The 17,859-nt window shown below is 65.2% G+C and carries 18 protein-coding genes; 9 read left to right on the plus strand and 9 right to left on the minus strand.

Going from position 1 to position 17,859, the window contains the following annotated elements:
* Positions 1-29: 29 nt before the first annotated feature.
* The 4 genes from SI859A1_RS20280 to SI859A1_RS07450 form a co-directional block, all read right to left on the minus strand.
* A complete protein-coding gene (locus SI859A1_RS20280; protein WP_050767473.1) occupies positions 30-1,580 on the minus strand; it encodes a DUF6508 domain-containing protein in 1,551 nt (516 codons plus the stop codon).
* Between the two features lie 556 nt (positions 1,581-2,136).
* Positions 2,137-4,896, minus strand: a complete 2,760-nt coding sequence (locus tag SI859A1_RS07435) for a hypothetical protein (RefSeq protein WP_009209201.1) — start codon at positions 4,894-4,896, stop codon at positions 2,137-2,139.
* Between the two features lie 14 nt (positions 4,897-4,910).
* A complete protein-coding gene (locus tag SI859A1_RS07440; protein WP_024351522.1) occupies positions 4,911-5,699 on the minus strand; it encodes a PASTA domain-containing protein in 789 nt (262 codons plus the stop codon).
* A 540-nt stretch (positions 5,700-6,239) separates the two neighbouring features.
* Complete coding sequence (locus SI859A1_RS07450; RefSeq protein ID WP_024351520.1) at positions 6,240-6,989, minus strand: hypothetical protein; 750 nt, start codon at positions 6,987-6,989, stop codon at positions 6,240-6,242.
* Positions 6,990-7,343: 354 nt separating this feature from the next.
* Here SI859A1_RS07450 and SI859A1_RS07455 point away from each other — a divergent pair, with 354 nt between their 5' ends.
* Both SI859A1_RS07455 and SI859A1_RS22440 read left to right on the plus strand, forming a co-directional pair.
* On the plus strand, positions 7,344-7,526 hold the full coding sequence (locus SI859A1_RS07455) for a hypothetical protein (protein ID WP_024351519.1): 183 nt from the start codon (positions 7,344-7,346) through the stop codon (positions 7,524-7,526).
* Between the two features lie 252 nt (positions 7,527-7,778).
* The gene (locus SI859A1_RS22440) at positions 7,779-7,940 is read left to right on the plus strand and encodes a DUF433 domain-containing protein (RefSeq protein ID WP_081451353.1); all 162 of its coding nucleotides are present in this window, start codon (positions 7,779-7,781) and stop codon (positions 7,938-7,940) included.
* Between the two features lie 346 nt (positions 7,941-8,286).
* Here the strand turns inward: SI859A1_RS22440 and SI859A1_RS07460 are convergent, their stop codons facing one another.
* The 4 genes from SI859A1_RS07460 to SI859A1_RS07475 all read right to left on the minus strand — a co-directional run bounded on the left by SI859A1_RS07460 (position 8,287) and on the right by SI859A1_RS07475 (position 10,954).
* Positions 8,287-8,775, minus strand: coding sequence for a hypothetical protein (locus SI859A1_RS07460; protein WP_009209204.1), 489 nt, complete (start codon positions 8,773-8,775; stop codon positions 8,287-8,289).
* Positions 8,776-9,142: 367 nt separating this feature from the next.
* Positions 9,143-9,382: a hypothetical protein gene (locus SI859A1_RS07465; RefSeq protein WP_148233772.1), complete on the minus strand. Its 240-nt coding sequence runs from the start codon at positions 9,380-9,382 to the stop codon at positions 9,143-9,145.
* 14 nt (positions 9,383-9,396) lie between these two features.
* Positions 9,397-9,969 (minus strand): hypothetical protein, encoded by a 573-nt coding sequence (locus tag SI859A1_RS07470; RefSeq protein WP_040325510.1) that lies wholly within the window; start codon positions 9,967-9,969, stop codon positions 9,397-9,399.
* Between the two features lie 592 nt (positions 9,970-10,561).
* Positions 10,562-10,954, minus strand: a complete 393-nt coding sequence (locus SI859A1_RS07475) for a hypothetical protein (RefSeq protein WP_024351517.1) — start codon at positions 10,952-10,954, stop codon at positions 10,562-10,564.
* A 904-nt stretch (positions 10,955-11,858) separates the two neighbouring features.
* Here SI859A1_RS07475 and SI859A1_RS07480 point away from each other — a divergent pair.
* The 7 genes from SI859A1_RS07480 to SI859A1_RS07510 all read left to right on the plus strand — a co-directional run bounded on the left by SI859A1_RS07480 (position 11,859) and on the right by SI859A1_RS07510 (position 16,390).
* Positions 11,859-13,652: a hypothetical protein gene (locus SI859A1_RS07480; RefSeq protein ID WP_156421792.1), complete on the plus strand. Its 1,794-nt coding sequence runs from the start codon at positions 11,859-11,861 to the stop codon at positions 13,650-13,652.
* Between the two features lie 189 nt (positions 13,653-13,841).
* Positions 13,842-14,183 carry a hypothetical protein gene (locus SI859A1_RS07485; RefSeq protein ID WP_024351516.1) on the plus strand — a complete coding sequence of 114 codons (342 nt, stop codon included), beginning with the start codon at positions 13,842-13,844 and terminating at the stop codon, positions 14,181-14,183.
* A gap of 11 nt (positions 14,184-14,194) precedes the next feature.
* Positions 14,195-14,551: a DUF6634 family protein gene (locus tag SI859A1_RS20285; RefSeq protein WP_051141624.1), complete on the plus strand. Its 357-nt coding sequence runs from the start codon at positions 14,195-14,197 to the stop codon at positions 14,549-14,551.
* Positions 14,548-14,895 (plus strand): hypothetical protein, encoded by a 348-nt coding sequence (locus SI859A1_RS07495; protein WP_024351514.1) that lies wholly within the window; start codon positions 14,548-14,550, stop codon positions 14,893-14,895. The genes SI859A1_RS20285 and SI859A1_RS07495 overlap by 4 nt, the downstream gene beginning before the upstream one ends.
* An 87-nt stretch (positions 14,896-14,982) precedes the next feature.
* Entirely contained in the window at positions 14,983-15,339 is a 357-nt protein-coding gene (locus SI859A1_RS20290; RefSeq protein ID WP_009209210.1) for a hypothetical protein, read from the plus strand.
* 2 nt (positions 15,340-15,341) lie between these two features.
* Positions 15,342-16,154: a metallophosphoesterase gene (locus SI859A1_RS07505; RefSeq protein WP_009209211.1), complete on the plus strand. Its 813-nt coding sequence runs from the start codon at positions 15,342-15,344 to the stop codon at positions 16,152-16,154.
* Positions 16,151-16,390: a hypothetical protein gene (locus SI859A1_RS07510; RefSeq protein ID WP_024351513.1), complete on the plus strand. Its 240-nt coding sequence runs from the start codon at positions 16,151-16,153 to the stop codon at positions 16,388-16,390. Before SI859A1_RS07505 ends, SI859A1_RS07510 begins: the two co-directional genes overlap by 4 nt.
* On the opposite strand, the gene SI859A1_RS07515 is transcribed toward SI859A1_RS07510, so the two are convergent.
* On the minus strand, positions 16,387-17,778 hold the full coding sequence (locus SI859A1_RS07515) for a site-specific integrase (RefSeq protein WP_009209212.1): 1,392 nt from the start codon (positions 17,776-17,778) through the stop codon (positions 16,387-16,389). The two genes, SI859A1_RS07510 and SI859A1_RS07515, sit on opposite strands and share 4 nt — an antisense overlap.
* Positions 17,779-17,859 lie beyond the last annotated feature (81 nt).

Consider the following 17,859-nt stretch of genomic DNA (forward strand, 5'->3'; position numbering starts at 1 on the left):
GGCGGATTTGCGCGGCCGCCGTTGATCCCTTACTCGGGCGGCGCGCCGTCCCCGCCCGGCTGCCCCGTGCCGTTCAACGTCCCACGCTCCGCGATCAGCGCCATTTCCCGCGCACCGATGTTCCCCGCCGCCGGGTTCTCGAGAATGTGCAACTCGATGCCCCGTCCAGCCCGCACCGCGTCCGCCAGCGCGACATGGATGCGCCTGAACCCGGCAGCGTTCCCTGCGCGGTATCCCCGCCCGGCGAGCAGGTTGCGGACGTTCTGGGTATACTGACGGGTCGGGCGGGTGCCGCGCGTGTAGCGGCCGATGTAGCTGCCGACGCCCTGGATGACCCACTCGTAGATGCCGGGCAGCTCGAGCGACGCCCCGTCATGGACGGTCAGGGTGAACCAGGGGTCCGGTAGCTCCATGGGCTGATACCCGGTCAGATTGGCCAGCTCCGCGACCCGGCGGAGGATGCGGGGGAGAAGCCCGCTCTCGAACGCGGACGCGAGCGTGCCTTCCGAGAACCGGTCGCCCCGGATCAGCGTCGTCAGAAGCTTGGCAAGCTGACGGACGCTCGCCGCCTCCACCGCGCCGGGCTCGCGCTGGAGGCGGGTTGCCTCCTTCGCGCCGTGCCAGTCCGTCCACGAGAAGTCCGACGGCACCCACCCGCCATCGTATGCAGCGGTGACGAAGGCTTGCGCAGGATCCGACATCGAAAAGAACGGCATCTGCACCGCGCCGCCTTCCATCGGTTGCCCGCCGGCCCACTCGCCGAAGAAGAAGCCGGGCGCCGCGAAGGCGTCGGCGAACGGGGCGAGCGCCGCGAGGTCGGGGTTCATCCTCCGCCGGATGATCCCGCCGGCCTGGGTGTCCGGTCCGACGTTGATGGACCGCTGGGAGTCGGTCACCAGGCGGACGCGGTCGCCGTCGTCGGCGAGGCCCCAGCCGGCGTGGCTGCGGAACAAGATGACCTGCGCGCCCTCGGTCGCCCGTTCCCGGACGAACTCGATCGCGAGCTGGGACGACGGCAGCGCGGCGATGAGGTCGTCACTGATGAGGTTGGATCTCCGCGAGTGGTAAGCGACGATCTCCACGCAGGCGACGCGCTGCGCAAGGGACGACATTGCTTCGTCGAACGACCAGCCGTCGGCAACCAGCCCGTCGGCAAGGGCGGCAAATTTCGGCCACCACCATCGGAAGGCGCCCGTGTTCGCGATCTCGGGATCGACGCACCAGAACGGTGACGCGAGAGGTGCTTGATGCAGTCCCGAAAGCTTCAGGGCACGCGTCACTGTCCGGCTGCCCTCGTCGAGCCAGTTGCCGGGGTCGAGGCCGGGGTTCAAGAGGCACAGGACGATGTCCGCGCGGCGCAGGTCGCCGATATATGGCTGCGGGATCAGCGAGGCTTGGAGGCGGGACCGCTCGCGGCGGAACTCGTCAACGGCGTCGGTTTGGTTCTCCGGGGCGTCCCAGCGGACGCGGGCATCGTAGCGGTCCTGCCGAAGGATGGCCTCGTCGGCGGGGTGGATCCAGTGGCGGCCGCCCTCGAAGCCACCCCAGAACTCAGTCAGCCTATCTGCAGCCGTGCCCATGCGATCCTCCCCGACGTCCGGCACCGGATACTATGGCCGGGCGTCTCATGGAAACCGCTCGCTAACCATCACCACCGAACGGACGCGCGCGCGGCGGAGCATCGACCGGACGTTGAGGGTTTGTCCGCAATCACGGACGCACGATGGCTCCCACGTCCCTACGAGGCTGCCCAATGGAGTTGTCCTCCTTCATGCTTCCGGTGACGCTCGCGGTGTTCAGCATCGCGTTCTGCGTCCTCTGGCTCTACGGCTATAAGGCAGCTTTCTGGTGGGCGCTCGGATACGGAGCACACGGCCGGTAGCGGTTGATCAGCTCGGCACCATTGTATGCGATTGATATCGGCGGAAATCGCTGACATCAGCGAAGATGATGGTGTGAAGAGGAGATCGCGAAGCGTGTCGGACCAGTCCGACGCCTCGTCGTCGGCCTGCCGGAGGGTCAGGCCGTAATGGGCGAGACGCGCCTTACAGGCATTCCAACAGGCGACTTTCGATGGCGTCTTTGGCTTCCTGCACCGGAGGCAATGCGCTTCTTCAATCCGACAGTCGGAAACTGCTACTGAGGCAATACGACAGCCGCGAGCGCGGTATCCTCACCGAGCTGATAGTCTAGGTATCTCTCGATCATCCTCTCCCTCTGGGCGAACAGTGCGGCACGCCTTGGAGGATAAACGAAAGAGCCCTCCGCGAAACGGACTGGGGTAGGTAACGGCAGAACGGCGTTTCGCTCACCTACCGAGAACTGCATCCCGACCGCACCCTGCTCTGTGAGCGTCAAGGGCCGATCGCGACCGAAAAGGGCGTAAAGCGGTTCGAAACGGTTCGCCTCGTTCGAGACTTGTGCATACACGTAGGCTTGGCCGTACTTATCGGCGAAGCTGGGCTCGGCCGTGTCGGGCATCGGAGGCCAATTCCCGCGGAGCATGTTCAGATAGACGTGAGCCGCATTCTCGGCAAGATAGGGGCTGTTCTCAGCTATGCGGACAAGGCGGTCGTCAAGCCGACCGTCGCGAATGTCCTCCGCCATCGCAAGCGCCGTGACGCCTCCATGTATGCGCGCATAGTAGGCGATTGCGAGAGTCAGCATGTCTACCGATGCGCGGGTGATCTCCTCGCCGTGCGAATAGGAGGGCAGCCGGTAGACCTCGTCCATGTCGCGCGCGAACCGAACCGGGTCCTCCGCGTAGAGGTCCGCCAACTGGCTCACGACGAGCATCCAGTCCGTGATGTCGAGCAAAATATCAGTGTTGAGAGCGATCGAAGTGATGTCCCGCGCGATCTCGTCCTCGCTTTCCCCGGGGAGGCAAACTAGTCCCCGGATCAGGGCCTCCCGCCCATCGCGACTGGTGCACTGGTACCGGAACCCCTTGCCGATCTCGCCGCTCACGGTCGCTAGGTCCTGTACCCCCTCGATGGGAGATGCGTTCATGAACAGAAGTGTCGAGGGAGAGGCTCCGTGGCGGATGGCGAAGTCGACCGCTACGGCAAAGGCTGGGTCGACCACGTTCTGGCGGTACGACGTGAGAAGCCCCTGCCACGCATTCGCCTCATCCCTTTCCGCAGCCGACAGGGTGCTCGGGTCGCGCAGACGCTCGGGGTTAAGGGCGCGATCAGCGTCCAAGAAGTGGCCGAACCACCTACTGGCTGTGCCGGCCGACGTCGTGCGCAGCACGGTCTGGATGCAGTCGCTCGCCGGGGCAGCCCGCGCATCGAGGAGGCGGCGGGCGGCGTCGAACGAGGGGAACCTGAGGGTCGCCCGGTCGACATATGACCCGTCGTCTTCGGAGATGCTGTCTCCGGTGATCGCCTTGGCATAAACCGTGTAGCAAGCTTCCCACTCTCGCCAAACCAACGATTTCACTGCGTTTGAGATGCGCTGCTGCTCGACCTGCATCTCGCTCAGGCGCGCGTCCAGCGCCTCGTAGGAGGCCTGGACTTGGCGGGACACCTCCGACACGGCATCCAGGAGCACCTTCTGGTTCTTCAGAATGTCATCCAGTTTGGCATTGACGGCCCCAAACTGTTCCTTGAGGTAACCCATCATCACCTTGAACCGCTCCGCATCCGGATCGGGCTTCTTGCCGAACATGCCGGTGACGGAAGCGATCGCACCCAACGGATTGCCGGACATAAAGCTCATGTAGGCGTTTAACGCACCCGAAGCGATATCAATCGCCTTCTGACCGTCCTCACCGATTGGAATTCCTAGGTTCGAGGTGATCGCTTGGACGTCGCTGATGCCCCTGAGCACCTGTCCCGCGGCTTGCACCCGCATCGCTACTCGTGCCTCGCCATCGTACTGTTCAATCAGTGCCGTTTTAATCGTCTGGGCGTCGCAATTGGTCTGCTCCGCAGGGCAGGCGATCCGGGAGTCCATTAGCCCAGACCTCAGAGCGCGGACTTTCTCAGATGGCGGCATGGAGGAGAACATGAAGTCCGCCATCAGGCCTTGGTTGCTGCCAAGCTTGGTCACCTCCTCCCTGACAGTCTGGACGTCGGACGCCAACTCGGTAACATCGCCGCTTAGGGAGACGATAGCGCCCTCGTGTGCGACCAGAGTATCCTGCACCCGCTTCTGGCTGTTTCTGACCTCGGACGCGAACTCCCCGAAACTCCGATCTAGGCGATCTACGTCGTCCGCGACGACGCCCAGCGCATCCAGCGTCGCGACGGTGTGGGCCGCCCCGGCCCGCGACAGCGCCTCGGCAGCGGTCTTGACTAGCTCATCGTCGTTGGAGGCCTGGGCCCGCTCCTTAACGTCGCGAAGAAAGCGGTCGCTCTTCTCGACGGTCTCCCGTAGAAGCTCGGGATTGTTGAGCAGACCCTCTAAGCTGGCGGCGCCAGACTCAGCCACTAGTTCGTTCCGGAGCGTGCTGAGAAGCATGCCTGCCCGCTTGTTTCCGATTTCCTCAACCTTGCGGTTCGTGAGGTCGAGCGAAATTGCCGAGGCGGCACCGATTAAGGTAAGCGGCACGGTCACCGCGGCCTGCGGACCGCCGTAGAGGGCCACGCCTGCGATAAGTCCGCCCGTGCCCCATTTCACTCCAGTCGCAACGGTCGAAACGCCGGAATAGCCGTTGCGAAGCTCTTCGTAGCGGCTGAGCGACTGCTCGATTTTCTCGCTGCGCTCGGCGGCAGGAAGCGACGATGGGGGGATCGAGATGCTCTTGTGATCCATCCAGAGCTTCGCCGTGCCGAGGCCGACGCGGGCCGCGAGATTGGCCGCATCGGACGCTTCGATCTGCTTGGCGGCCACATGAGTCGTGCACGTCAAAAAGAACGTCAGCAGCACGGCAAGGCGACAATATCGTTCCATTTTGCACCTCGCTTCTAGCAAACCTCGTGCCTAGCCCCACCCGCGCAGCCACCCCTGTCATGAGGAGTAAGCGGCTCCGGCCCGCACTGATTGTCGTAGCGGAACCCCTGGCCTATGGCATAATCCACCTGGACACTGGTGCCTGGATAAACCTCGCTCCCAGCCGGCGGCTTCGTCCCGATCACGGTGGCGGTCCGAACGTCGAATCCCGAACAATCACGACGATTCTCTTGTACCGACCGGCTCACGAAACCGCTTGGATCGGTAGGCATCTCCATGGGAGTAAGTTCCCCTGAACGGATCGCATTCATACCATCGCTTAGGAGCGTTCCCGTCACGCCTGGGACAGCTACATATCGACCACCGACCACGTCGAGGAAGACCGCTTGGGTCGTCACGTCTATGGCTGTTCCGCCTACTGGGACCTGCGACCAAACGGTCCCGCGGACGCCGCCGTCGTGCCTGCTTTCGGTGACGTCGACCGCTACTCCCAGGTCGCGCAAGGCGGCAAGCGCCTCCTCCTGCGGACGGCCCTTCAAGTCGGGCAAGGTGATCCCGTTCGAGACCCTCAGCCAAACGGCGCGGTCGCTTCCTAGCTCCGAGCCCGGGCCGGGGATCTGTTTAATCACGATTCCCTTGCGATCCGAGGACTCGACTATCTCGATCTCAAGCTCGATCCCGACGTGTCCGGCGGCCTCCTGCGCTTCCTCCAGATACATGTTCTGGAACGACGGAACCGGCTCTGCTCTCGCGAGCACCGGGATGATCACCATAAGCATTATTATGGCCACGATGCGAATCATTGGAGCGCTCCAACGCAACGGAAGCACGAATATACCCAAAACCTTATGGGACTATGGTCGATTATCGCGCAAATGCAAGCGCTCGCTGTGGTGTTGCAGCTCAGGGTTTCCGCCGACGCGATGACACAGAACCGCGGCATCAAAATACCAATGCTTGATAAGGTGGAAATGCGCAGGAAGATACTCCGAGAATCAGTATTATCACGCATTACTCTGCACTACTGATGTAATTATGGCCAAGTGGTTCGCGGTATCGCCTGTCCGTTGGAAGCAACAAGGCTCACGAAGGCAGTGACACTCCGTCCCCGGGAGGGAGCCGCGCGTTCCGCCCAATTCATAACAAAGGTCTTGAGATGTCTCCTGGCGCCCGGCTGCATCATGTCGTGGGCTCCTTCGGACTCTCTAGGCGGCGGCCGCGCGCGGTGCCGCTAGGCAGGCCGTGGCGGCACGCGTCGGTAACGCGTTTTGCACCATCGACGCTGCCAAGTGGAAGTGATCCGGCCTTAGGTTCCGACCGCTCTCACGGTCTGTCGAGTGCCGTCAGCCCTTCGCCTTCGCCCGCTCCACCACCGCCGCGTGCCGCTCTCGGTGCGCGGCGTTGGCCTCCCGCCACCCGGCGTCCCATTCCTCCGCGAGTTCCGGATGGTCCGGCCGCCCCGTCGTCTCGTCGTCCGACAGCCCCGCGAAAATCTCGTACGCCGAGGAGCCCGCGTCCTGCGCGGCCTCGGCGTCGTCGGTCGAGACGGCCGGCCAGTCCCGTTTCCGTGTTCGCGGACCCGGCGGCGGAGCGACGACGCGCGGCGGCTCGGCATACCGCGCGACCCAGCCGCGGAGGACGCCGTCCATCCGGCGCTCCTCCTCGACAAGTGCCGCGTCGAACTCGGCGACCTGCGCCCGGAGGTGATCGATGTGTGCGCGCATGCGGGCGATGGCGATGGACGGGATCTTCAGAAGGGCAGGGCCGACCCAAGGCGGGATGGGCTTCTCGCCCGACGCCCAGCGCCGGATCAGGCTGCGGTCCAGCGCGCCGGCGGACGGCATGCTGCCCTTGCCCGCAGGCCGGAAGAGCACGAGGTCGGCCGCGATCTCGCGACGCCATCGATCCTCGGTTCCGTAAATCTCGAGACCGATCCGGACGAAGTCCCCGGCTTCGATGGACTTGTCCGGCCACGTCGCCCGCAGGACGCGTTCCGTCGCCTCGTCGAGGACGCCGAGGGTCTCGCGGGCGACGGGACTGGTGGTTCGCCGGGCGGGTTTGGGGCGAGGCGGCGTGTAAGGAGGCTCGGTCATGACGAGACTCCTTACACCGGGCGCCCGTCCGCGCAAGCCGTCGTCAGCTCCTGGCGCCGCGCGTCCCAAGTGCACGGGCCATCTTACGGTCGAGCTGGTACCCGAACTCGCGTTGGGTCGCGAACTTCCGGTTCGCCTTCTGGACGGTCTTCTCGAACCGGAACCGCTTCCTCGACGCTCCGCGCGGCACGCCGCAATAGCGGTCCGGCTTGATCGCCTACGTGAAGAGGTCGCGCGGACCGGACCCGCCGTCCTCGCCAGTCTTGCGAACGCCGCCCTTGATCTGGCGGACGAGGTACGACGCCGCCGGCAGCTTTGATGCTCACAGTCGCCGTGGCGGATGCGCCGTGTTTGATGCGCGCCGGCCGTAAGGTGAAGGCCTGGAGCGTCATCGGCTTCGGCCTGTCGAAGACGTCGACGGCGTTTTCCTTCAACGCGACCACGGCCTCGCGGGCCGCCCGGTTCATGACCGCGGCGGCAGCGCGGGGGATGGCCTTCCGGCCGATGGCGTTCATGTCGCGGGCGAAGGCGGCGTGATCGATGGAGAGGCCGAAGCCGATGGAGGGGGGGGGTTGGCATGGAGGGCCCGTGCGGGATGAGTCTCGGGATAGCGGAGACTCGTCGGGCGCAAGATGCTAGGCGAGGCGGCCGAAACCGATTGACGAGCAGGTGGAGACTTTCAAGAGGCTCTGGCCCGACAACCGGGCTGCGGCGAATGCCAAGCGGGCGGCGCGCGTGTTGGAGGACCCGAGTATCATTTCCGGGGAGCCGTGCGTGTCTGGCACCTAGGTGCCCGCGCGGACCATCCTAGCATACCTGCAAGCTGGGCGGTCGGACGTTGAGATCTTCGAGGACTACCCGACTCTGCCTGCTGAGGGTGTCCGTGCCGTCCGGGCGTGGACCGAGGGGTTAGGCTCACGCGTCCGAGAGCGGTCCAGATGCCCTGGATGACCTCTCGTACAGCGACGAGAAAGCAGACTGATAGACCTCCACGTACACAATTACACCCACTTCCGCGAATTGGGGGCTATTGTGTACGTGGGGCGCCTAGATGGGCCCGCCACCGTTCCGACGGCGACGCGGCGGCTCCAGACTTTGATGTCGGGTGGCTACTCGATGTCCGGCAGCCGCACGGACCCGTACGGTCAGCGGCTGGTCATCGTGACGCTCGCCGACGGGCGCGATGCCGGGAGGGTGCTCATCGACGAGGGGGCTGGCGCAGTCATCGCCAAACTCGGGGAATCTTTGGTGTTGACGCCCTCGATTCTTGCAATCGCTGATCCGACAAGCATGAGAACTACGCTCCGCCGACGTAGGCAGGATTCGGCTCGACCTCGATCCCGACGGTATGGTACCGCGCCAGCGGGTCTCGACCGTCCCAGTTCGGAGGCATGCGGCTGCCGAGGCGGGCCGCATTGAGAAGTGCCTCTTCCTCGGAGGTGATGATGCAGACCGTCAGGTCGCGGACGAGGACCTCCTTTACCGCGTCCGTGGAGGGGTCGGCCATCTCCATGAGCTGCGCCTGCAAGGCCCTGAACGGCACGGCGTGGTCGTAGCGGATCCTGCCGCCGCCCCGGGGGATGCCCGCAGAGGCGAGCGACCGGTAGCGGGCGGCCTCGAGCTTGTTTCCCCCGCGCTTCTCCCACAGGAAGTGTATGGGGTCGCGCAGCGCCTTCGTCCAGGCCGAATTCGGCATCCCCTTGTCGCGGACGCGCTGGCAGTACCGGATCGCGTCGCAGATCAGGTCGAGTCGCTGGGCTTCTGATAGGCCGCTCCTGACTGTCATGGGTCCTCCTTCTGTCGAGAGGGCATCTAGTCAGGTGGTGGCGGTCGTCTCGTCCGTGATCTCGGATGTCACGGGCGGATGATGCGGTCGGACCAGGTCACCTCCTTGCGAAGGACAGGCACTAGGCGGCGGGTTGAGTTGGACGTCGTTATGCGGCTGCCTCCGATGCGATGCTTCGAGGTCCGAACATGCGGCGTTTCGCCTACACCCGCTGTGCGATGTCGGATCGCTCGATGGTGCACTTCTGCCTCTGACCGATGCCCTGGCCTAGCGCGGTGGATCACCGTCCGAAGCGAGGCGTATCATCCGGGCTGGGTTCGATGCCCAAAGCGATGCGTCGTCGACGGACCAACTCCTCGACGATGGTCTATTCCGTGAACTCGTCACCCCTGACCCGGTCGACGAAGCGTGGCTTCGGGCCCGTGATCCAGAAAAAGAGCGCGTTGAACCGGGGTATCTCGACCAGCCGTATTTCCCGTTCGCCGGGTTCGTCGGCGATACGATCAGCTATGCTGATGGCTGCCAACAACCCGCGCTTCGTGGCCACGAATTCCGTTCGTTCGGCTTGGAATTTGCCGATCAACCCACGGACGGAAACTCGGGCCACGAGTGCATTCTCCTTCAGGACCTAGAAAACGAATGCGTCCGGGATCCACGCCTTTGGAAACAGATCGCTGTCCTCGTCGCCCTCGGTAACGTAGGAGCGCAGCGCCACCTTCGACTGCGAGTATTCGGTCGCTTGACCGGGTCTCGGACGACCGAAGGAACGTACCGCGCGACCTGCGCGGCGACCCGCCCGTGCAGCCGAGCCTCCTCGGCGGCGATGAAGTCCCGCGCCTCGCGATCTTGCGCGCTAAGCTCTGCCAGCCAACGCTCGATGTCTTGCTGGCGTCGGGTACGGACGATCCCGGGCGGGCGCAGCAGCCCGGCGGCCATCCACTCCGGGATCCGCCGTTCGCCGTTCCTCCAGCGCTTCATCAGCATCCTGTCGATGCGACCCTGCGACTCGAGGCCGCCCTTGCCGTCCTGCCGAATGGCGGCGCGGTCCCCCGCGAATTCGATCTCCCAGTCCCTCCGTCCGTCGTAGATCGCCTCGGCAACCGCCGATACGGCGTCGGGATCCGCGCCGTGGCCGTGCGGCCAGTGGCGCTGCAGGAGCGTCAGGTCGTCTTCGGCTGGAGGGGTCTCAGTCATGGTGAGACTCCTCCAGCCGGGCGTCTGATTCCGCAAGCGCGCCGTCACATCGGCACATTCCATGTGTGGTCATGGGAGGCCCGCTGGCGGTGCAAAATGCCGACACCGCGTGATCTGCCGGCGGTGCTCACCGCATGACGGGAGTAATGGGCGCGAACGTCAATCCGCACGGTCTCCGGATGCCCAGAAACGGCGCTCCGCGTCGGCCCGTCGACGGCGTGCCTTGGCGTCGTCCGGCAGCGTGTAATGAGATAGCCTCGTGTAGGACTCGGCAGCATCGAATCCTTGCCGGGTGAGATGCCTGTGAGCCGTTCGCATTAGCCGCTCGTAGACAAGGGCTTCCGGGCCGTCTGGAGCCTTGCGCACAGCCTCAGCCAGACGCCGCACGGCGACGGCCAGTCCTTGAACGACAATCCGCGTTTCGGGCGCGCCGCGGGAACCGGTTGCCCCGGCCTTCGCACGTTCACGCAGCCGTGCCCTGTACCTCCGCTGCTCTTCCGCATGTCTCGTCACCATAGCCCTGTCATCCCGCTCACCGCGTGAGGCATGAGCTTGTCGGATGGGCCTGCAAGAGACGACGGCGACGTGTGGATCAGGGTTTAGGCATAGAGAGACGTTCGGGGGTCAACATGCGCGGCCGCAGCGTCCCAGCTCGCGCTCGCATGCGCGTCGACGACGCGACGCCCGGTCGTCCCGGGAAAGCCGTATGAACGGCTCGCTCGATCGCGTTGGCGCCGGGACCGCCCACGGCGAGCAGGAGAATCGCGGCATCGGAGAGGGCGATCCTGATCGCTTCGTCCGTCGCCTCCGGTCGGCCGGCTTCGGCCGAGGCCCGCTTCTTCTCGCGGTGCCTGCGCTGGGCATCGCGGTTGTACGTGGCGCGGTCTTCAGCCGCCAGCTCTCGTACGGTGCGTTTGCCGCCCTGCGTCGCCATCGCGGTGTACAGCGCCGCGATGGCTTCGGTCTGCTTGTCCGTCGTCGTCATCTCGGTGTCCCCCTGCTCAGACCAAGGGTGCTCCGCCGGCGGAAATCTCGCAAGCGATGTTTGACATGTAAAACACGAAATCGTCGGCGCTTATTGCAGGCTTCCCACCCGGGGGAGACCCCTCGCGATAGCGTCGGCCCGCGCGCGAGCGGGGATCCCGCTTCGCCCCGGGGCGACAGGCTTCTTGTCGCGCGGAGCGCACGGAGACCTTCTCGCGAGATCGGTCGGCTGCTCTCGCGAGAAGGTTGACGACGGGCGTGGGGGGAGACCCATCGCGTAGCGATCGCTCGACGCTCGTCGGTTGGGCGCGACGCTTATCTCTCTCCATGCCCTGGCCAATACCCCGCGAAGCGGAACGGCTTTCGAGAGACCCTCGCGGAGCTTGTTGTCGGCTGGCTCGCGCGGAGGATCCCAACAGCGCGAGCAGGAAGACTCCTAGCAGGGGCGGAATCCCAAGGTGCGAGAGGGTCGTTGGATTCTACTTAGTATCAGGCCAAGGCGGTGGTGGATTTTTCTCGAAATGCCTACGTTTTTGCGGACCATTTGATCGCAGATCTAACGGAAGATGTTCCATTCGGTCGCATATCTAACGAGTTGCGCGACCGATGGCGCGAGCGAGCGGCGTACCGCCAGCCGAAGGCACGGAGCCATCCGCCGGCGGAGCCCTTAGTTGACTTCTACTTAGTATCGCAAACCCAAACGGTTGACCGGGCCTCTTCGTCGCTCGCCAGATCGAAGGCATTTGATCGCGCATCTAACGGCGAGCGGCTCATTTGGTCGCACATCTAACAGCCATCGCTTGCTCCACGCTCGGACAGAGCTCAGCATTTGATCACAGGACGTCTGCACGAGGCGACGAAATGGGAGAGGGACGATGGCGGTACAGAGATTGAGGCGGAGGCGGGTGCCCACGACGTCGTACGCGCGGCTCGAGAACGCCGCCCTGGCTGCGGTGGTATCCGAGGGCGGGGAGATCGAAGGGCGGGAGAGCGGGCTCTATAACCCGGCTCCACGGGGGAGCGTCGCAAAGGCATCGGCCAGCGTCGAAATCTTCCGCTCGATCGCCCCCCAGTCGCCCCGGCCGGCGGAGATGCTCGACACCGTCACCGTCAAAGGCGACGGGATGCTCTCCGCTCGAGACTTGGCAATCCACGAGTACCTTGTCGCCGCCGCGTACGAAGCCGCGTACGTCGCATCGGAGCAGGGGACCGAGCGCGAGGTCGTCGGGCAGGAGCTCGAGGTTCCGATGAAAGGCGTCCTTGCGTTCCTCGGTACTTCCGCCCGGCGTGCCCACGTCTTGAAATCGGTTGCCGCGCTGAACCGGACTTCGGTGTCATACAGCATCCCCGGGGGGCGCACGGTGACCGATGTCCCTCTCTTGGTCGGCTGGCACGAGTCGGGCGCCGAAGCCGACGTCGTCCGGTTCTCGCTTCCGTCGCGGGTGTGGTGGCTGCTCGCAAGCCAGCCGTCTTACGCGTATCTCGAGTTGGCCGCACTCGCGACGATGTCGTCGCGCTACGGCATTCATCTCTACCGCCACCTGGCGCTTCGAATGAGCCGGACGCGCTGGGATCCGATGGAGCCAGATACGGTCCTTCACTACAGCCCGGAGGAAGCGGCTGCCGCCATCGGCTACGACGAGGCGCCGATGCAGGTGGGGCGACTGACGACGGCACTGAAGCGCGCCGTTTCGGATCTTAAGGAGGTCCGGCGCTTCCGCGTCGAGTACGCCGCGCCGCGCCGCCGAGCTGCGAAGGGGGCTCCGATCTCGGCGTTCGTCCTCCAAATCGCGATGCTGCCCCCGCAGGTCGAGACGGCCAAGCTGGGGGGCATCCACAAGTCGGCCAAACCCTTCACCGGCGCGCCGGACGTGCCGGATCTTCGAGTCAATTCGCATGTGTGGGACAAAGCCTCGGAACTCGCGCGGCAGCACGGCCGGCGTATAGCGCCAAATTACATCTCCGGCGCTTGGTTCGGCTCTCTTCACGAGGCGTACGGGGGCGGGCCGACGGATCGGGACGCCGCCCGGAAAGAATATCGAGGCGCAGTCCTCCTCCGCGCGATCCGGGCGCACGGCCCGGACCGGGCGGCATTCGCTTGGTTCACGGAAGAGCTCAAGGATCCAGACCTGCTCGCCGAGGTTGACCATTCGTCAGAGCTCGACAGAAGGTTCAAGTACGAGGCCGCCGGCGAGAAGGCCCGACGTATCCGCCTCAGGGACTACAAGCACGGCGACCGCAAGCAACGGGCGGCGCGGCTGCCCAAGCCGACGCGTGAGCAGCGGTTTGCAAAAGCGGTGGCGAAGGTCGAGGCCGGCAAGGCAGAGCGCTTGAAGCGTTTCGCCGATGCGACAGTAGTGGAACTGGACGTCGCCTACGACGGTATCAACGACGCGAGACGAATGGCTGACGACTTCACGCGCCGGACCTGGCGGGGCAACCGACTGATCGAACTTCGTCTCAGCCACCTAGTACGCGACGACATCGTCACGGAGGTCATCGGACGCTACCCGGCATCGGTCGACGACCTTGAGTCGGTGCTCTCGCGACCGGACATCATCAGTGGCTACCGACCGATCCACGATCCGACGGTGGAAGCGCCGGTAGTCACGGGACCGCGCCGCCCCGCCTTTCTTCCCGGAAGCAAGCCATGGGAGGTCGTAGGCGGGACGACCAAAAAGCCGAGCGATGACGATTGACGATCGCTCCCCGTTAACCCTGCCGGCGTCCGCGTCCGGCAGGGTCCTCGACGCCGCGCCGCCGGCCGGCTACCTGTGGCAACACAACCGGAGCGACCACCATGCGGAACACGACCTTCTCGATACGTAGCTGACACCCGTCAGGCCCGCCGCCGCAATCAAGCGACGGCCGTATCAGAGGAGAACCGCATGCCGTCTCACGAAGATTCCTACGATTCCCGACCGATTCCATTCCCCCAGCGCCGGCGGCTCGACATCCGAGCGTTGGCCGACCGCACCGCGCTTTACTATGCCCAGGATGCCGCCCCGGGGCCGCGTCTGACGGACGACTGCCCGGTGCTGCGCCGGTGGTCCGTCGCTCGGATGGGCGGTTGCCCCTGCATCATGGGCGTCGACGATTTCGGCCACGTCCTGTCGATCGAGATCCAGGCATACGCCGCAGACGGCACGTGGGCGCGGCGACTCGACGGCAGCTACGTCCGCCTCCGGGAACCGTGGCCGCTGCCGCTTGCTCCGGAGGCCGGACGATGAGCCGGACGCCCATGACGGACCGCGAGCGCGCTCACATCGAGCACACGCTCGCGCGTTACGAGAGTCTCTGCGCCGACCTGCGGGACACCCTCCTTCACGGATGGCCGTCACCTAATTTTCTGGAGGAGAAGGGTACACCGCTCATCGACCTTTGGCGGTTCGGCAGCCGCGGAGTGATCATTCTTGAGGGGGAGGTCGCGTCGCATCCGGTCCTCGGCGCCGGATGGACGCGGACTTCGCCGCTTCTGGCGCTCTCCGTCCGGGCGGGCGTCGGGCGCACCCAATCGCGCTGGTACCGTCTGGGTACGCACCTCCAACAGGTGGCCGACGCGCTCGGGGCCCAAATCGTCGACGGAGGCCCCGAATGAAGCCATTTGACATCAGCCCCGAACAGCGGGAGCTGCTCATCCGGGATGCGGAACGCTACGAGCTTGTCGCCCGAGGGGTCCGAGAGATCGCGGAGTTCGGGCGTCCCTCCGACATCGCGCTCGCGAGTTCCCCGGTAATCGAGGGATGGGGCTTCGAGGCGCTGGTGGGTAACGAACTCGTCGGCGCATGGAAGCCGGCAGGAAAGCCTACCCTCGTCGCAGGCCGCGCCGGTCGCGTCATCCTCAATGCTGCCGACCTGTCGGCTGTCCTGACTGAGCAGGGCTGGTTCCGCCTCGGCGCCCCGGACGAATCCCGGGCCAGAACAACGGAATTGCCCCGATGATCGACATACGACCACGCACACGCACACGCTGACGGCATCCGGTCTCTCTCCGGGTGCATCGACACCCTGTGAAAAGGAGACATCCTGATGTCCGATAATATCCATACCTATGATCCGGCGGGCCTGCGCGAGCGGTTCCCTGAGATGCTCCAGCAGGCATTTGATGTCTCGCCGCCGCCGGGCTGGGTGCCGCTGGTCGCGCGCCTGCTCGAGCGCATCGACCCCGCGCTCGCACCGGAGGATCGTCAGTCTTTCCGGATTACGCAGATCAAGGAAAAATTTGGCGGACTTCGCTGTTACCACAACGGCGGCGAGGACATCGAGATGATGGTCGACGCCGCCGACGAGGAGGCGCAGCGGACGTGCGAGGTCTGCGGAGCTCCCGGGCGCAAGCGCACGGGCGGCTGGATCGCCGTGCGCTGCGACGAACACGCGGAGGTCTGACGATGCGTATCTGGATCCTGTCCGACCTTCATATCGGCGCCGACGGCATGGAACTCGAGATCCCGGAGGCAGACGTCTGCGTCTGCGCCGGCGACGTGACCGACCCGGTGCTCGGTTCGATGCGCTGGCTGAGCCAGTGCATCGGGTACCATATGCCCGTCATCTTCGTCGCGGGGAATCACGAGTTCTACGGGGACTCGGTCGCGCACGGCCGCGCGATGGCGCACGCTCATCCCGTCGATGGCGTGCATTTGCTCGACGACAGCAGCGTTGTCCTCGACGGCGTGCGCTTCGTAGGGGCGACCCTCTGGACCGATTACGCGCTGTACGCGGCGGGCAAGGTCGACCGCGAGGCGGATCTGGAGATCGGACATTCGATGGACATCGCTGAGCGGCTGCTTGCGGATCATTACGCCGTACGCGTCGGTGACGGGGGAGGCCTGGTCCGCCGTTGGACGCCGAACGACGCGCGAGCGATGCACCAGCGGAGCAGGACGTATATTGAAGAGGCGCTTGCGACGCTATTTGAAGGACCTACGGTCGTCGTGACGCACCACGCGCCGCATCCGCGCAGCGTGTCGCCTGAGTACCATGAGAGCCTACTGAATCCGGCTTTCGTTTCGGATCTAACCCCGGTCATCGAGACCGGTCGGCCCGACCTGTGGGTGCACGGTCACGTACACTCGTCGCACGATTATCGGGTGTCCGACACCCGGGTCGTCTGCAATCCTGGGGGCTACTCGCACGAGAGGTCCGACTGGGATCCCGGACTCGTCGTCGAGTTGGATCGTCGCTCGGGGGGAGGATCCCGATGACCCGCCGGGTTTCCTGTACTTCGAAGCAGGCTTTGCTCGATGATGCCAGAGAGCGGGCGCGTCGGCTGATCGAGGAGAGCCGGGCGCAGAGGCAGCGGGACATCGAGGGCTGGACGTCCGTCGGTGAGCTGGCGGACCGGATCACCGCCGCCGTCGACGAGGCGCGCCGGGGGCCGGCAATGTCGGTGGAGGAAGCGCTTGCGATGATCGACGGCTTTGGCGAGACGAGGCACTAGGGCCGCTGGAGCCGGGCTTCGGCTTGGGCGCAGCCCTCTTTGATCAGGCGATCCCACTCCTCCAGCATCAGCGACTTGTCGGGCAGGGCGGGATCCTGGTCGTATACCGTCTCATCAAGGCCATACCGCCCTTCATCGGCTCTCGTGATCATCGGCACCGCCTCTTTCGTCAGTCCGAGAGTCGTCACCCGGGGGCGCATGTGCGTGACGAACGCGCGACGGAGGTCATGGGTGGCTGCCCATGGCGCGGACGCCAGAGGACCGCCAGGCGCGCGCAGCTCCTCCAAAACTTCGTTGAGCATGCGCTCGGACATGTGGCCGGTCCCGGGGTCCGTCTTACGGCGCAGACGCTGTTGAGGGAAAAGCCAGGCATTACCGGTCCGACCATACGCCTGCGCGGCGCGAACCGCGCTGGCGGCGAGATCGGGCAGCGGCAAGACGCGAAATTTACCGCTCTTGTCCGGCCCGATCTTCCAGACCATGCCGTACTTGGGGTGCTCCACGAAGGCCCGCCGACGCGCGCGGACAACGGTCATCCGGCGCTGCCCGGTCATCATCTGTAGCAAGATGGCTAGCCTCGCGGCATGATTCTTCGCCGCCTCCAGCCCGATGACGATCATGCCGAGTTCCTCCAGTGTCAGCGCCCGTGGAGCCTCGCTCTCTTCGTGCTCTTCGTATGCGCTGACGGACGACGTCGGAGCGCGCTTCAGCTCGGTAGCGACATTCGCGGTCAGGCCACTGACTTCAGAGTTCTCGACGGCCCAGCCGAACACCGCCTTCATAGCTGCGACCGATAACCGCGCCTGGTTCGAGTTCGACACCTGCTTCCCGTCCACGTTGCCGCGTCCGAGGACGGAGTTCCGGACGAGCCTGAGGTCGTGCGTGGTGATCAGCGTCACTGGGCGCCCGGCGATCGACTTGAAGTCCGCCTCAAGTGGCGAGCCCGGGACCGCACCGAGGGCGGAGCGGTAGCCTCGATGTGTGTCTGGCGAACGGTGGCCCTTGCACCAGGCGAGGTAGGCGTCGCGCATGCCTTCCCACCTCATGACGGTTCCCGCCGCCGCCGCCGCCTGGGCTGTCGAGGCGTCGACGGAGCGGTGGGCGACGGACGCCTTGAGCATTGCTGATGGGTCGTTGCCCTCGGTGAGCATGCCACGAGCGCGAGCGACCAGATTGCGCAGCTCCGGGATGTCCGCGGCGTCGAACGCCGACAGCGGGCCGATGGCAATCTTTTTCACCCGCGTGATCAGGTACCAAGCGGCGGCTCCTGACTGCACGCGGATCGCGAGACCGGGCATTGTCGCGTCCCGGTAGATCTCGCTGTCGCCGTCACTGGCGATGCGAGCGGCCTTCCTGATGGTGTTCCCGTCGAGGATTTCAGTTGGCATAGGCGTGACCTGTGAAAGGGAGGCGTGACCTGACGGTTAGCACCATGGGCTCCAAAGGTCACGCCGAGGTCACGGCCAAGA

The sequence above is a fragment of the Aurantimonas manganoxydans SI85-9A1 genome (genome assembly GCF_000153465.1).
Taxonomy (GTDB): Bacteria; Pseudomonadota; Alphaproteobacteria; order Rhizobiales; family Rhizobiaceae; genus Aurantimonas; species Aurantimonas manganoxydans.

Excerpts from the sequence above, each read along its gene's own strand:
- SI859A1_RS20280 (WP_050767473.1), bottom strand. The coding sequence starts at position 1,580 with ATGGGCACGGCTGCAGATAGGCTGACTGAGTTCTGGGGTGGCTTCGAG.
- SI859A1_RS07435 (WP_009209201.1), bottom strand. The coding sequence starts at position 4,896 with ATGGAACGATATTGTCGCCTTGCCGTGCTGCTGACGTTCTTTTTGACG.
- SI859A1_RS07440 (WP_024351522.1), bottom strand. The coding sequence starts at position 5,699 with ATGATTCGCATCGTGGCCATAATAATGCTTATGGTGATCATCCCGGTG.
- SI859A1_RS07450 (WP_024351520.1), bottom strand. The coding sequence starts at position 6,989 with ATGACCGAGCCTCCTTACACGCCGCCTCGCCCCAAACCCGCCCGGCGA.
- SI859A1_RS07455 (WP_024351519.1), top strand. The coding sequence starts at position 7,344 with ATGCGCGCCGGCCGTAAGGTGAAGGCCTGGAGCGTCATCGGCTTCGGC.
- SI859A1_RS07460 (WP_009209204.1), bottom strand. The coding sequence starts at position 8,775 with ATGACAGTCAGGAGCGGCCTATCAGAAGCCCAGCGACTCGACCTGATC.
- SI859A1_RS07470 (WP_040325510.1), bottom strand. The coding sequence starts at position 9,969 with ATGACTGAGACCCCTCCAGCCGAAGACGACCTGACGCTCCTGCAGCGC.
- SI859A1_RS07475 (WP_024351517.1), bottom strand. The coding sequence starts at position 10,954 with ATGACGACGACGGACAAGCAGACCGAAGCCATCGCGGCGCTGTACACC.
- SI859A1_RS07485 (WP_024351516.1), top strand. The coding sequence starts at position 13,842 with ATGCCGTCTCACGAAGATTCCTACGATTCCCGACCGATTCCATTCCCC.
- SI859A1_RS20285 (WP_051141624.1), top strand. The coding sequence starts at position 14,195 with ATGACGGACCGCGAGCGCGCTCACATCGAGCACACGCTCGCGCGTTAC.
- SI859A1_RS07495 (WP_024351514.1), top strand. The coding sequence starts at position 14,548 with ATGAAGCCATTTGACATCAGCCCCGAACAGCGGGAGCTGCTCATCCGG.
- SI859A1_RS20290 (WP_009209210.1), top strand. The coding sequence starts at position 14,983 with ATGTCCGATAATATCCATACCTATGATCCGGCGGGCCTGCGCGAGCGG.
- SI859A1_RS07505 (WP_009209211.1), top strand. The coding sequence starts at position 15,342 with ATGCGTATCTGGATCCTGTCCGACCTTCATATCGGCGCCGACGGCATG.
- SI859A1_RS07510 (WP_024351513.1), top strand. The coding sequence starts at position 16,151 with ATGACCCGCCGGGTTTCCTGTACTTCGAAGCAGGCTTTGCTCGATGAT.
- SI859A1_RS07515 (WP_009209212.1), bottom strand. The coding sequence starts at position 17,778 with ATGCCAACTGAAATCCTCGACGGGAACACCATCAGGAAGGCCGCTCGC.